Raw genomic sequence first — 15,436 nt, 5'->3', positions numbered from 1 at the left:
ACAATGTGACTGTTTGGCCAACTAACAGTAATCTCACTGCTGTGGCTGTTGAAGGGAATAACGGTAACTGTAGGTGGAGAAATCTACAACCAGGAAAAACTGTATCATGCACGCAAGGATTCCATATAACAGAGAATTCTGACATTAAAGAAAAAGGTTTCACTCCGTCAACCGATTGGAAAATTAGCAAAGATGCAAATGGTAATGAAGTTATATCTACTCCAAAATTAATTGGCGAAAAAGTTACAAATATTAATCCAGTTCCAAGGCCTAGAAAAGACGGGGATCCTATTAGATTAGCAACAATAGGTCAAACTGTAGAAGGACTAACTGGAAAACCTTATTATAGAATACCTGCAATAGCTGAAGCTAACAATGGTTGGATTCTTACAGCTTGGGATTATCGACCAAATGGTGCAGCTGATGCCCCTAATCCAAATTCTATTGTTCAAAGAATATCTAAAGACGGTGGAAAAACTTTTGAAAAAATACAAATCGTAGCAAAAGGAAAAGAAAACTCAAATAAAGATGGACTCTCAAATAAATATGGATTCTCTGACCCTTCATATGTTGTAGACCAAGAAACGGGCAATATTTTCTTATTCTTCGTAAAATCATACGATGGTGGCGTATGGGATTCTACAGCTAGTACAGATAAAAGTGATAGACATATTTTAGACGCTGCTGTTACTTGCTCAAAAGATAACGGTTTAACTTGGAGTGAGCCAAAAGTTATAACTAAAGACATAACTAAATATCCAAAAAATGAACGAGCTAGATTTGCTACTTCTGGGCATGGCATTCAACTAAAATACGGAAAATATAAAGGTCGTTTAATACAACAATATGCAATAGTAAACAGTTCCAATGGAAGTGTGCAAAGAAACAATGAGAAATGGCAAGCCGTATCTGTATACTCTGATGACCATGGAGTAACTTGGAAAGCTGGAAATCCAGTTGGACTAGGTAAAGAACAAAGCCATATGGATGAAAATAAGGTTGTAGAGCTTTCTGATGGAAGAATTATGTTAAACTCTAGACCACATGAAGGCGGTGCAAATAATCATAGAATCATTGCTTTTTCTAATGATGGCGGAGAAACGTATGGTAAAGCATACAAAGATGAGACACTGCCAGATCCAGGTAATAACGCTCAAATAACAAGAGCATTCCCAGATGCTCCAATTGGATCTGATGCAGCTAAAATCCTCTTATATTCATCTTCTTCTGGTTCTGGAAGAGCAAATGGTTTGATACGTGTCTCATATAATGATGGAGAAAGTTGGACAGAAGAAAAGGGATTCAAGAATGGTGCAATGGCTTACTCCACTATTCAAGCTTTAAGCCAAAAAGCAGGAGGCGGTTATGGTCTCCTATATGAGGGCGATAATAATGACATAATGTATACGAGAATTTCTGCTGACTGGTTAAGTATACGTCCTAACATAACCTTAGGTTCCACAACTAAAATCAATCTATCCACCCAAAAGATAAGTCTTCCTGTGGTAAATCCTACGAGTACTAAATATGAAAATATTAAAGTTACGTCTATAAACACAAGTGATTTTACTGCATCAAGCGATTCTGTAACAATCGAAGCAAATAAAACTACATATATTCCTTTGAAAATTGAAGTGCCTAAAACAGCAAAAGTTGGAGATAAACTTACTGCAAAAATTCGTATTGCGTCTGCAAACAAAAATCAAGATCGTTCAAGCACAGAATTATCATTTGAAACGACTATAACTTTAAATGTTGCAAGTGAAACTAAAAATTCTAGTACTCAAACAGATCCTCTACCTAACAATCAATCACATACTGATACACAAACAGGAAAAGATCCTGAAACAACACAATCCGAAGAGGAGATAAATAAGAATAACAATAAACAGAATAGCAGCACATTTAACATAGATAAAGAATATTCTCAAAATTACAGAAAGGATTATTCTAATACAGACGATTCCAGAACGAATTATCATTACTCTTCAAAAGCAAAACAGGATAATTACAGCATTGATAATGAAAATAATGATAAGCGTTATAGTAAATCTGGCAATGCGTTAGCAAATAATAGAGGAATGATGCAAAAAACTGGAATCAACACAACTATTCCTTATGCTTTAATGCTTCTATTAATAGCTATCTCTACAGCATTAATGAAATTAAAAAATATGAAATATTAAAGAATAAGTGTATTTGCTATATTATTCATTTGTTCTAATGTTTCAGGCATAAAAAATAAAAGATGCGTTTTGGAAATTGAATTCTAAAACGCATCTTTTATTTGTAAAATTACTTATAAATCTTAATACTAAATATTTATTTTTAGTCTTTTAACTCAGCACCATCAGCATCTTGATGCCACTTAGTTCCAGGCTTTGAGCAAAGAATCAAAATACCCTCAACCAATGCCCATATTCCCGTAATAATCAACAGGAAACCAAAAGAAAGAACAGAAATAAGCAGCTGTGCAATCGCCTTAGTCTTAAAACCAAGATAAAAATTGTGAATTCCTAATGTGCCTAAGAAAATCGCTAGCAAACCTGCAACAATTTTATTGCGCGAGCTTTCTAAAGTCGCACCAGTGTTCTCCTCACTATTCCCATCGTACGAAGGAAACTGAGCATTTTGCTGATTGTTGTCAAACGTGCTCATAATCTTCACCAATCCTTTTAATAATTATGATTAATGTTTAAAAGCATCATATAATCATGATTCTTAAAAGAGAATTAATTGTACCTATATTTAATTACAAAATTGCCCCGATGATTACTCACCAGGGCAATTGTTAATAAGCGTCTAGTAGAAAGTAGAAACTACTTCTTTTCGCTCAAAAGCTGTTCGCGCAAAGCTGCGAGCTGATCGGAATCAGCTAAAGCACCTTCGTTAGCTGCCTCAGAAGAATAGTTGGAAGCAACTTCTTCCTTCTTTTCTTCCTTAGCTGGCTTCTTTTCTTCAGCTTCTTCACTCTGACCATCAGCGGCTGCGGATTCTGCTGCAGCTGCGAGTTCCTTAGCGGCGAACACCTTATGCTGCTCCCACAATTCGTGAGCTGCTGCATACTGTGCTTCCCACTCTTCGCGCTGCTGCTCGTAACCAGCAATCCACTCGTTAGTGTTTGGATCGAAGCCTTCTGGGTACTTGTAGTTTCCTTCTTCGTCATACTCAGCTGGCATGCCGTAGAGAGCTGGATCGAAATCTTCAGAATTTGGATCAACAGCCTCGTTAGCCTGCTTCAAGGAGAGCGAGATACGACGACGATCGAGATCTACGTCAATAACCTTAACGAATACTTCTTCGCCACCCTTAACAACAGTTTCTGGGTTCTCTACATGACGGTTAGCAAGCTCGGAAATGTGAACCAAGCCTTCGATGCCGTCTTCAACGGAGATGAACACACCGAACTGAACAATCTTGGTGACCTTGCCCTTAACAACCTGTCCAGGAACATGGGTACGAGCGAAGCGCTGCCATGGATCTTCCTGAGTTGCCTTAAGGGAGAGGGAGATGCGTTCGCGGTCGAGATCAACGTCGAGAACCTCAACGGTAACCTTATCGCCAACCTTAACAACCTCGGATGGGTGATCGATGTGCTTCCAGGAAAGCTCGGAAACGTGAATGAGACCGTCAACACCGCCGAGGTCAACAAACGCGCCGAAGTTTACGATAGAAGACACAACGCCTTCGCGAATCTGACCCTTCTTAAGCTGCGAGAGGAAGGTCTCGCGAACTTCGGACTGGGTTTCCTCGAGGAACTGACGACGAGAAAGCACAACATTGTTGCGGTTCTTATCGAGCTCAAGAATCTTAGCCTTAATCTTCTGGCCAATGTATGGGGAAAGATCGCGAACGCGACGCATTTCAACGAGGGAAGCTGGCAAGAAGCCGCGCAAACCGATGTCTACAATCAAGCCGCCCTTAACAGCCTCAATAACGGTACCTTCAACAATGCCGTCTGCATCCTTGATCTTCTCAATGTCACCCCAAGCGCGCTCATACTGTGCACGCTTCTTGGAGAGAATAAGACGTCCTTCCTTGTCTTCCTTAGTTACAACAAGGGCTTCGATGGTGTCGCCAACTTCAACAACATCATCTGGATCAACGTCTTTCTTGATGGAAAGTTCACGGGAAGGGATTACACCTTCAGTTTTGTAGCCGATGTCCAACAATACTTCGTCGTGATCAATCTTTACGACTGTACCTTCAACTAAATCACCATCGTCAAAATTCTTGATGGTTGAATCGACTGCCTTGATGAAGTCTTCTTCGGTGCCAATATCATTAATCGCAACCTTGGCGACTTCGTTATTATTCTCTGCCATTACTTATTAGTGGTTTCTTCTTGGGGTGGATATTACTCGATATTAAATTATGATTTATGCACGCGCACTATGCACGCGCTCTGTCAATGTTATATATAGGCATAGCCAAAATCGCCGTTTTACTTCGGGCGTGTCGCAGTATTTGATATTTACTACTTGCCACTTACTTGCCACTCGCTGCTCGCTCAGCCATATCAACAACATTAGCCAATAGCATTGCGCGAGTCATTGGTCCCACTCCACCAGGATTTGGCGAATACGCTCCCGCGACTTCTCTACAAGCAACATCAACATCGCCTTTTACGCGATACCTGCCCACTTCTTCATCAAAAACGCGCGATACACCAACATCAACCAACACGGCTCCAGGCTTAACATCGCAAGGCTTTACAAATCCAGCGCTGCCCATTGCCGCAATAATAACGTCGGATCGCATCATAATATCATGCAAATCGCGCGTGCGAGTGTGACACAATGTTACGGTTGCGTCTACTCCCCTGCGCGTAAGAAGCAGCCCGATTGTTCGACCAACCGTGATTCCTCGTCCAAGCACGCACACATTTTTGCCTTCAAGATCAATGTTATAAGCGTCTAAAAGCGCCAAAATTCCTCGCGGCGTGCATGGCAAAGGCGTAACAATATCTCCCGAAATATGCATAACAAGCTCGCCCAAATTATATGGATGCATTCCGTCGCAATCTTTTGCAGGGTCTACTGCCTCAATAATCTTTTGGGAATCAACTCCCTTTGGCAAAGGCAATTGCACAATAAAACCTGTGCAAGAAGGGTCATTATTAAGCTGATTTACGGCCTTAAGAATTTCGTCTTCGCTAGCGTCTTCTGGCAAATCGCAGCGGATTGAGCGAATCCCCACTTCTTCGCAATCCTTGTGTTTTCCAGCAACATACTTCAGCGAGCCAGGGTCGCTTCCAACTAAAAGCGTTCCAAGCCCTGGATTAATGCCTTTTTCTTTAAGCTTTTCTACTCTATTTTTTAAGTCGCTTTTAATACTTGCAGCTAGCGCTTTTCCATCTAATACAACAACCATGATTCACTTCCCAACTATCAGCACAATTTAACACATAGCAATTTTAACTTATCTAACAAATCGCATAAATAATTCATGGATAGGCTATCGTGAGGTATCGAAGTGCGCGACACAACTGTTAATAACTGAATATTATAATAGAATGGTATTTGTATTGCATAAGAAAGCTACAACAAGACTTGCAAAGAGCCTTGCAGCAAGCTACAACGAGTTTTAACAAGTGCTAATGCTAATAACACTGACGGAAGGGGCGCAAAGATGTGCGAAAATATTTTTCATTTAACTCGCGCAAAGAAAATATGCAAAGCTGTTTTAGCGTGCATAATTGTTCCATCAATGTTGATTGGTATAGCTGGGTGTGGTGCAAGCTCGCAATCTTCTAAAGCTCCAACACAACCCAAAAAAGAAGTTAAACAAATCAAGGTTGTTTCCACTCTTGAATCTTGGGCAAGTTTGGCTAGAGAAATCGGTGGAAACGATGTTGAAGTGCAATCTATAATCAGCAATCCAGATACCGACATCTCTACTTTTAAGCCATCTAGCAAAGATTTGCAAAAGCTGTATTCTGCGCAAGTCGTTGTGTCAAATGGCGCTGGCTACGATAGTTGGGTTGCAAAGCATACGTCTAAAAGCAGCGAGATTGTAAACGCAGCTTCCACAGTCGGAGCGCTAAATGGCGATAACCCTTATCTTTGGTTCTCAAAAGATGCTAGAAACGAGATGGCTTCTAGCATTTGCAACGCTTTTTCTAAAGTCCTTCCTTCAAAAAAGAAGGTTTTTGCTAAAAGACTTGACGCAGTTAAATCGCAAGAAAATAAGCTTGACGAATATCTTGCAAACTTTGCTAAAAGTCACAAAAAGTTTAAGTACGCTTCAATAAATCCTGTTCTTTTCTGGCTTATGTCTGATATGGGAATCAGCGATTCTGCGCCTAAGGCATACGCTCAGCAAGTAGCGCAAGGCGAAGAAGTAGACAAAGCTAATATAGATGAATTCCAAAAGCTTATTGAAGAGCGAAAATTCGACGTACTTATAAGCAATAGTCAGCGTAAAGGCGACGATATTAGCATTTTGACTGGCACTGCTGGCAGAAGCTACACGTCTGTAATGTGGGTTAATGAGCTTATGCCAACATATGCAACCGATTTAAGAAAATGGGTTATGAAGATTTGCGAAGACATTGACAATGCTAGCAAAACTACGACTAATATGCGTAAAGATTTAGCAAAGCAAGAAGCTGATCAAAAGAAGCCTATTACCGAAAAGCCGACTGTTTCTCAGCCAGATCCAAGCAGGTCTAACGAAGGCCAGCAAGATCCTGGTAAGTAGGCTCACGCTTGAGCAAGTATAGACGATAAATACTTCATACTATTTATTAGCAATTACTTACGATTATTAGCAATTACTTACGAATTAAAGATTTGCTGGCGATTTATCTGCAATCACTCGCAATCATCTGCAATCACTCGCAATGCAACTTCAATACCTCGAAGCATATCAGCTAAACTCATAGAACTCGTGCTCGGCTTATTGAGAACCTGCTCAGGCAAATACGGAACGTGAATGAAACCGCTCTTAATTGGCAATTTTTTAGTCTGGCAATAATTACAAACACTGTAAAGCACGTCATTACATACGTACGCACCCGCAGAAAAAGACACAGCCGCAGGCAATTTCGCTTTATTTAAAGCGTCAACTATGTTCACAACTGGCAAAGTCGCTTTATAAGCCACATCACCATCCTGCACAACAGACTCATACCAAGGCTTATATCCACTATTATCTGGTATGCGCGCAGCTCTACAGTTAATGCCAACATACTCAACGTTAAAACAAGCAGAACCGCCAAATTGCCCTAGCGAAAGCACAGCATTAGGATGAACTTCCTCTATTTTCTCAATAACTTTTTGCGCACCCTTATTAAATTCCGTAGGAATCTGCAAACGAACAAGTTCCACACCCTCAGGCGCAGGCACTGATTGCGCAATCTCCCACGAAGGATTTATAGACTCATTATCAAACGGCGTAAAACCAGTAATCAAAATACGCATTACAATACCCCCTCATACAACTCTCACTTATCAAACTTTATAAAACTTTATCAAACTTTATCAAAATATATTGCGAAAACTATATATACACGAATGCACTTGTATAAAACATTCATGATTCTATTACTTATTTCACTTTTATAGCAAAGATTAAATAGTAATTACAACTTATACAATAATCGCAAAACAACACACCTAGACTCACGATTAGCCAGACTAGTCGTAGTGTAATATGATTAGCTACTAGCGCGTGCTTAACGAACAATGTTGTTAACAGCGCGCATAAAACCATATAAATACAGAAAATATAGATAAATCAAAAATCAATGACGAAAAGAGATTACCGATGACCAAGATTATTCAGATTGGCGCAAATCATGCTGGCACTGCCTGCGCTAACACCATTTTGAGCTACCCAGGAAACGATCTTACAATTTACGATCAGAATAGCAACATTTCCTTCCTTGGCTGCGGTATGGCTTTGTGGATTGGCAAGCAGATTCAAAGCAGCGATGGCCTGTTCTACCAGAAGCCAGAAGATTTCGTTAAAAAGGGCGCTAAGGTAAATCTTGAAAGCAAAGTTCTCGACATTGATTACGCAAAGAAAGAAGTAACAGTCGAGCTTAAAGACGGATCTGTTATTCACGATTCTTACGATAAACTCGTTCTAGCTACTGGCAGCCTTCCAAACAAGCCACGCATTAAGGGCATTGACTTGGAAAACGTGCAAATGGTAAAGCTTTTCCAAAACGCGCAAACTGTTATTGCTAAGCTTCAAGAGCGCGATTTTAATAACGTTGTAGTTCTTGGCGGCGGCTACATTGGCGTGGAACTTGCGGAAGCTTTTAAGCGTTTGAACAAAAACGTGACTCTTATTGACATGGAAGACCATATTCTTAACGGCTACTTTGACCCAGAGTTTTCCGATAATTTAAAGAGAATTATGGAAGATAAGGGCATTAAGTTTGAGCTTGGTCAAGCTGTTGAAGAGATTGTTGGAGATACTGAAGTTAAGGCTGTTAAAACAAACAAGGGCACTTACGATGCCGACATGGTGATTTGTGCCATTGGATTCCACCCAAATGTTGCTCTTGGAAAAGACCACTTAAAGCAATACGAAAATGGCGCTTTCCTAGTTGACAAGAAGCAGCAAACTTCCGACCCAGACGTGTACGCTATTGGCGATTGCGCTACAATCTACGACAACGCTCGAAGCCGCGTAAACTACATTGCGCTCGCTACTAATGCCGTTAGAAGCGGTTTAATTGCAGGCCACAACGTTTGCGGAACTCCTGTAGAAACTGAGGGCGTACAAGGCTCTAGTGCAATGATGATTTACGATTACAAGCTTGTTTGCACTGGTTTGAGCTTAACGGCTGCTCAAAAAGAGGGCATGGACGTTGACTACGTTGATTTTGAAGATACACAAAAGCCTGCGTTTATGGAAGTTGAGAATCCAAAAGTTAAGATTCGCATTGTTTACAAGAAGGATTCTAAGGTGATTGTTGGATGCCAATTGGCTTCTAACTACGATATGTCTGCCGCAATCCACCTGTTCTCGCTTGCTATTCAAAAGAAAGTCACGATTAAAGAGCTTGCTTTGTGCGATATCTTCTTTATGCCTCACTTCAACCAGCCATACAACTACATTACGATGGCAGCTTACACGGCTTTGTTGAAGGGATGATTAGCTTCTGATTAATCTACGCCAATTAGCTTCTGATTAATCTCCGCTGATTAAGTTTCTGCTAATTAGCTTAAATCGCGTTTATTAAACCAAGCAATTTGTTCTATAATGGAGCGGTTGCTTGGTTTTTTAATCATCCGCGCACAAATCGCGAACCAAAACGCGCATATAGCGTAAGACGTACAAATTAAAACAAAGGAGTCTAGGATGAAGCAGCTATCTATTAAGCCAACTATTCACAAATTTGAAAATACGCGCGATTTTGCGCAAGAATTTAAGCTTGGCAAAGACGATTTGGTTATTACAAACCAATACATTTGGGAACCTTATTTTGGCAGCTTAAACCTTGATTGCAATGTGATTTTCCAAGAAAACTACGGCAAGGGCGAGCCAAGCGACGAAATGGTTGACGCTATTGTTCGAGATATTCACACTACCCCAAAGCGCGTGATTGGCATTGGCGGCGGCACTGTTTTGGATATTTCTAAAGTTTGCGCGTTAAAGCAAACAAGTCCACTCGAAGACTTGATTGACGGCAAGATTCCTGCGCAAAAAGGCGCGGATCTTATTCTTGTTCCAACTACTTGCGGAACTGGCTCCGAAGTTACCAACGTTGCCGTGTTCTCTCTTACAAAACGCAACACTAAAAAGGGCTTGGCAAACGATGCTTGCTACGCTACAGACGCGGTTCTTATTCCAGAATTGTTAAAGAGCCTTCCAGATTACGTTTTTGCAACCAGCTCTATTGACGCTCTTACTCATTCGATTGAGTCTGCGCTCTCCCCTATTGCAACAGAGCTTACAAAAATGTTTAGTTACAAGGCTTGCGGGCTTATTTTGCAAAGCTATATGCGAGTTGTTAAAGAAGGCAGCAGCGCTAAAAGCCAAGTTGTAGGCGACTTGGTTTCTGCAAGTCTTTACGCTGGCATTGCGTTTGGTAACGCTGGCTGCGGTTGCGTGCACGCTATGGCTTATCCACTTGGCGGCACTTTCCATGTAGCTCATGGCGAGACGAACGCTGCTCTTCTTACAAGCGTTTTGCGCTACTACTCTAAGCACAACTCTGAAAACAGCACTAGCGCTGAAAATACTGAGCTTTCTAAGCTTTTTGACTTTATGGCAAATATTCTTGAATGCCAAAAGGCAGATGTATTAGATAAGCTTGACGAAGTTCTTAACACGATTCTCCCTAAGCACAAGCTTCACGAGTATGGCATGAGCGAAGATATGATTCAAAGCTGGGCTGCAAGCGTTGTTAAAGAGCAGCAACGACTTTTAAAGAACTCATACATGCATATGAGCGAAGATGCCATCGCCGAAGTCTACGCATCTACTTTCTAAAATCATATTTCACTAAAGATTTCACTAAAAAATAATCCCCACAACTAACAGAAGCTGTGGGGATTTTAATTATCATGCCTACTTTAAAGCTCACGGCTCAAGCGTTATTACAGGATGCAAATCAAACATAGTAACTGTGCGCTTCATGCACGCAACAATGCTTGTTATAGCAATCGCAATAATGCCAAAGATTACAAGAATTCCAATGCTGGAGGTTATTGCACCACTGTTTCTTCCAGCCATAGCTTGACGAAGCCCAAGAATTGAGTACGTCATAGGCAAGTATGGGTGAACCGCCCTAAAGAACGATGGCGTCATTTGCACTGGGAAAGTTCCCGCAGAGCTAGTGATTTGCAGCATAAGCAGCACAATCGCAACAATTCTTCCTGGAATCTTAAACACTGTCATAATCATTTGCATTATGGCCATAAAGACTATTGACGCTATAATCCCCAGCGCGTAGAATGCACCAACATTGTCGATTTGCAACTTCAACGCTCCGTGAACAACGCCCATAAGAATTACAGCTTGCACAACGCCCATAATCACAAACGGAGTCAAGCTAATAAGCGCACTTTTAAGCGGATTCATGCCATTAAGAATTGCTCGCCTATCCATAACCCTTAAAACAAAGGTTGCCATAAGCGCGCCAACCCAAAGGCCTATCGAAATAAAGTAAGGTGCAAAGCCAGTTCCGTAGTTTTCAACATGCGAATAATTATGCTCTTTAAGCGCAACTGGAGCACTCATCATCTTACTTTTTTGCTTAATATTGTTGATTTTGCTAGAGCTTTGTGCGCTTTTAAGGCCTTCATGCAACTTTTTAGCTCCTTCAGCAAGCTTTGGCGTATTTTCAGAAAGCTTTTGAACTCCAGAATTAAGCTTGCTCGAGCCATCTACTATTTTTGCAGACCCAAGTGCAGCAGAATTAATACCATTATTGAGCTTTTCACTGCCATTGCTTACTTTATTAAGACCTTCCGCCAGCTTATTTGCTCCAGCGGAAAGCTGCGACGAGCCATTGTGAACGCTTGATATTCCTTTAGAAACGGCGTCAACTCCAGCTTTTATCTTCAAGCTCCCAGAAGAAAGTGCTCCAGCACCTTGGCTCAATGCTGAAAGATTCGTCTCTAAGAGCTTAGAATTTTCACTTAAGCCTCCTGCAAGACCTTGCAATTTTTCTAACACAATCTCTTTAGTTACAAGCGGATTTTGCGCTTCAACAAGCAATTGAGCAAGCTGATTTTTTGTAGCCTCGTTTCCTGCTTTAACATGTTCTTCAAGCTGCGCACTAGAATCCGAAAGCTTTTGCGCACCATTATATAGTTCGTCTGTAGCGTTATATAACGTTTGCGCTCCACTATTTAGCTGATTTGCGCCATTTGCCAAATCGTTAGTTTTTTGCGCTAATGTTTGCGCTCCATCTTTGCTTTGCGCATTTGCATTTTTAAGCGATTGCGCTCCTTTTTGAAGCTCTCCCAATCCGTTTTGTAGTTTTTGCAAAGATTGAGTAAGCTTGATTGATCCGTCAGCAAGCTTATCTACTCCGCCATTAAGCGATTGCATTCCAGCGCTTAAATCGCCAGAACCACTCACTGCCGAATTAAGAGAATCAGAAGCAGAATTTACTTTTTCAAACATATGCTCACAATATTCTTGAGCAATCGCCTCGCTAATTTCGCTTCGCATAGTGCGGAAAGCAGTTTTACCGATTTGTGAAGCCAGCATATTGCTTGCTTGATCATACTTTACGTGTAGCTTTGCTTTAGTCGGAGTATCGTATTGCGCAGAAGCAATGCACTTACTAAAAGACGATGGAATAGTTGCTACCATAAAATAATCGCCATTTTTAAGACCTTTGTTTGCTTTAGCGCTATCTACAAAGTTCCATTGAAAACCTTCGCTACCGTCTTTTTGACTCTTCAAGCGATTCTTGATTTCATTGCCAACATTGCGCATTTTGCCATTTATAATCGCACCGCTATCTTCCACAACAACAGCCACAGGCACAGTATCCAAAGTCTTATAAGGATTTGTAAACGCCCATAAATACAGCGACCCATATAAAAGTGGTATTAAGGCTACTGTTCCAATAACAAGCTTTCGAGCTTTACCTTTTATAGCATTATTTAATTCACGAAACGCAAGAACAATAGTATTAACGCGCATTCTTACCATCTCCATTTTTGTTAAGCTCAGAATCTTCGCTGTAACTTGCACGACTTAGCCTTAAAACTTGATCCGCTTGCTTTTCTAACTCGCTTTGCAAAACTCCCACGCAGCACGAGCAAAAGTGTTTGCTAACGTATGCGCGAATGTCTGCAAGCAAGCATTCACTTTGCTCACTTGTAAGCTCAGTTTCTACGCCGTCTACAAAAAGAATCCACGGCTTTTTTAGTAGCGCAAGCGCAATTCCTAATCTCATGCGCTCGCATGGCGTTAAATCACCAATAGCAGTTTCTCTAGGAGATAACACTTTCCAATACGCTAGAACGTTATACGCGTATTGATGTAGAGCTTCGCGATTTTTAACATTATTCTTGTATTGTTCGCGGAAAAGCGGCGATGCACTCGCGAGTTTTAGCTCGCTCATAAGCGCTTCTTCTATTGTTTGAGTGTTATAGAATTCGTTGATTCCGCTAAATAATCCGAGTCCAACATATTGACGTGATTCTTTTGTGTCTGCTGGAAGATTCAAGTTTGCGATTTTTAACGTTCCATTCGTAAACTTCATGTAGCCAGACAATGCTAGTAGTAGAGCAGACTTTCCAGAGCCGTGTTCTCCCGAGATTGCAACGATTTGATGAGGCTCAACTTTTAATGACACATTCCAAAATGGAGTTCTTGTAAATCTTTTTAATCCTAATTCTTTCGCTTCTATAAGCGTTTGTTCCTCTTGCATAATTTGTTTGCTGCAAAGTAGCGATGTCATACATTTTTAAATGGTATACATTTTTAATGTTGCTATCGAAATTGCTATGCATTCCTCCTTTGTATTTAACTAATATTTTTCAATTTTTAATTTTCAATTTTTAATTTTGTTTCAATTTTTAATTTTTATTGATTTTTTATTTTTGATTTTCGACTCAATCTTCAATTTGATGCTGCTTAAACTCGATTTTTGCAGCCACTTATATTGCGTTATTGCAACAAAATTGTGTAAAACAAGGAATTAATTATTTTGTTAATTCTTTGCGAACACCTTCATGGTACTCTTCAAGGTGAACAAATACTAACTTATTTTTGAACATTTTGTTCATTTGTCTATATTTTAGCTCTAAAAACACGCTATATATAACAAAATCTCACATTTTTGATTTAATCATGTAAATTTCAAGCATACTTAATATTTTTATTCTGCCAATAAAAATACTACGTACGTCTTTATGATATTGTCTTTAATTATTAAAATTTAAAATTATCAAAATTAAAAAACATATTATTACAAACATCAAAATGAAGATAACTTTAAAAAGAGGTGAAAGAGTATGCAAATTTTAAACATTCTATGCAACCCAGTAATTGTATCGGTTGTAGTGTTATGCGCGTTAAGTCTTGCAAAACTCAATGTTTTACTCGCAATGATTGTTGCATGCGTTGCAGGTGGCATTGCTGGCCATCTCCCTCTTTTTGGAGATGGAAGCCACACTATTATGGCACTGCTTTGCGATGGTTTTTCCACAAACGCGCAAACTGCGCTCGCTTACATTCTTCTTGGTACTTTTGCAGAGGCAATTACAGCAACTGGCCTAGCTCAAATTATTTCTAAAAAAATTAGCAAAATTATTGGCACTAACAAATTCATTCTTCTTGCAGTTCTAACAATTATTGCGTGTATGTCTCAAAATATTGTGCCTGTTCACATTGCTTACATTCCTATTCTTATTCCGCCGATTCTTTCCATTATGAACAAGCTTAAGCTAGATCGCCGCGCTGCCGCATGCTGCACTGCGTTCGGACTAGAAGTGCCATACATTGCTATTCCATTTGGCTTTGGCTTAATTTTCCAAACAGTTATTGCAACTAATCTTTCTAAAAATGGTATGAAAGTTAGCGTTTCAGACGTTAGCGCTGTGAACTGGTATTTGGGTGCTGCAATGCTTGCAGCTTTACTGTTTGCAGTTTTTGTTCTATACAGAAAGCCTCGCGAATATAAAACAACCGAAGCAGATACTCGCGCTGCGGACGCTGTTGTTGGTCCGCTTACTAAAGCACACTACGTAACCATTCTTGCGATTATTGTTGTTGTAGTAGTGCAAGTTATTAGTAAGGATCTTTCGCTTTCTTCTCTTGCAGGTCTTGCAACCATGATTATTTTTGGCGCAATAAAGTGGAAAGACATCGACAAGCAGCTTATGGGCGGCGTTAAGCTTATGGGTCTTATTGCATTTATTATGCTCATTGCTGGCGGCTACGCTAACGTGATTCAAGCTACAGGCGGAGTTAATGAGCTTGTACACCTTGGCGTTGCTTGTATGGGTCAAAACAAGCTAATCGCTGCATTCGTTATTACGATTATTGGCTTGCTTGTTACTATGGGCATCGGCACATCGTTTGGCACGGTTCCTATTCTTGCAGTTTTGTTCGTGCCTCTTTGCCAAAGCATTGGTTTTAGCACTCCTGCAACAATTCTTCTTATGTCTTCCGCTGCAGCTCTTGGTGACGCAGGCTCCCCTGCTTCCGATACAACGCTTGGTCCTACTTCTGGCTTAAATGCAGATGGTCAACACAGTCACATTTGGGATACTTGCATTCCAACATTCCTTATCTTCAACATTCCACTTATGGCTGCAGGCATTGTAATATCTCAGTTTATTTAGCATTTAGCTGAAAGTCACAAACAATACACATCTAATAAACGCTGGTGAAGATTTTTGCCATTTACGGCAATTTTCTTCACCGCGCCAAGTAGGCGAACCTAACATACATCCACCCGCAAAGTAGCCAATCAATGCAAATTCGCGGGCGATTGGCTACTATTGCA

At 40.4% G+C, this 15,436-nt stretch carries 11 protein-coding genes; 5 read left to right on the top strand and 6 right to left on the bottom strand.

The genetic code is table 11. The features are described 5' to 3' along the window. Nucleotides 1-5: 5 nt before the first annotated feature. Complete coding sequence (locus HXT36_RS01015) at nt 6-2,186, top strand: sialidase family protein (protein WP_421778907.1); 2,181 nt, start codon at nt 6-8, stop codon at nt 2,184-2,186. 142 nt (nt 2,187-2,328) lie between these two features. Here HXT36_RS01015 and HXT36_RS01010 read toward each other — a convergent pair whose 3' ends face one another. From HXT36_RS01010 to HXT36_RS01000, 3 genes are all read right to left on the bottom strand, one after another. Then, a complete protein-coding gene (locus tag HXT36_RS01010; RefSeq protein WP_116438524.1) occupies nt 2,329-2,658 on the bottom strand; it encodes a TM2 domain-containing protein in 330 nt (109 codons plus the stop codon). Between the two features lie 161 nt (nt 2,659-2,819). Continuing rightward, a complete protein-coding gene (gene rpsA, locus HXT36_RS01005; protein WP_004130522.1) occupies nt 2,820-4,325 on the bottom strand; it encodes a 30S ribosomal protein S1 in 1,506 nt (501 codons plus the stop codon). A gap of 163 nt (nt 4,326-4,488) precedes the next feature. Then, nucleotides 4,489-5,373, bottom strand: a complete 885-nt coding sequence (locus tag HXT36_RS01000; protein ID WP_016799410.1) for a bifunctional methylenetetrahydrofolate dehydrogenase/methenyltetrahydrofolate cyclohydrolase — start codon at nt 5,371-5,373, stop codon at nt 4,489-4,491. A 258-nt stretch (nt 5,374-5,631) separates the two neighbouring features. Here HXT36_RS01000 and HXT36_RS00995 point away from each other — a divergent pair, with 258 nt between their 5' ends. Then, nucleotides 5,632-6,702 (top strand): metal ABC transporter solute-binding protein, Zn/Mn family, encoded by a 1,071-nt coding sequence (locus tag HXT36_RS00995; protein WP_116285940.1) that lies wholly within the window; start codon nt 5,632-5,634, stop codon nt 6,700-6,702. 113 nt (nt 6,703-6,815) lie between these two features. Here HXT36_RS00995 and HXT36_RS00990 read toward each other — a convergent pair whose 3' ends face one another. Next, nucleotides 6,816-7,424: a pyroglutamyl-peptidase I gene (locus HXT36_RS00990; protein ID WP_415701852.1), complete on the bottom strand. Its 609-nt coding sequence runs from the start codon at nt 7,422-7,424 to the stop codon at nt 6,816-6,818. Nucleotides 7,425-7,770: 346 nt separating this feature from the next. Between HXT36_RS00990 and nox the strand changes: the two genes are divergently transcribed. After that, nucleotides 7,771-9,111 (top strand): H2O-forming NADH oxidase, encoded by a 1,341-nt coding sequence (gene nox, locus HXT36_RS00985; protein WP_421778904.1) that lies wholly within the window; start codon nt 7,771-7,773, stop codon nt 9,109-9,111. Between the two features lie 207 nt (nt 9,112-9,318). Further along, a complete protein-coding gene (locus HXT36_RS00980; protein ID WP_421778902.1) occupies nt 9,319-10,452 on the top strand; it encodes a 4-hydroxybutyrate dehydrogenase in 1,134 nt (377 codons plus the stop codon). 90 nt (nt 10,453-10,542) lie between these two features. Here the strand turns inward: HXT36_RS00980 and HXT36_RS00975 are convergent, their stop codons facing one another. Then, nucleotides 10,543-12,621 carry a YhgE/Pip family protein gene (locus HXT36_RS00975; protein WP_421778900.1) on the bottom strand — a complete coding sequence of 693 codons (2,079 nt, stop codon included), beginning with the start codon at nt 12,619-12,621 and terminating at the stop codon, nt 10,543-10,545. Further along, the gene (locus HXT36_RS00970) at nt 12,611-13,354 is read right to left on the bottom strand and encodes an ATP-binding cassette domain-containing protein (protein WP_020973409.1); all 744 of its coding nucleotides are present in this window, start codon (nt 13,352-13,354) and stop codon (nt 12,611-12,613) included. Before HXT36_RS00970 ends, HXT36_RS00975 begins: the two co-directional genes overlap by 11 nt. A 586-nt stretch (nt 13,355-13,940) precedes the next feature. Here HXT36_RS00970 and HXT36_RS00965 point away from each other — a divergent pair. Continuing rightward, nucleotides 13,941-15,272, top strand: a complete 1,332-nt coding sequence (locus HXT36_RS00965) for a Na+/H+ antiporter NhaC family protein (protein ID WP_020973407.1) — start codon at nt 13,941-13,943, stop codon at nt 15,270-15,272. Nucleotides 15,273-15,436: the final 164 nt, after the last annotated feature.

The sequence above is a fragment of the Gardnerella sp. DNF01144 genome (assembly GCF_049244245.1).
In the GTDB taxonomy this organism is placed as follows: domain Bacteria; phylum Actinomycetota; class Actinomycetes; order Actinomycetales; family Bifidobacteriaceae; genus Bifidobacterium; species Bifidobacterium piotii.
This window is presented reverse-complemented; position numbering and strand designations above follow the sequence as displayed.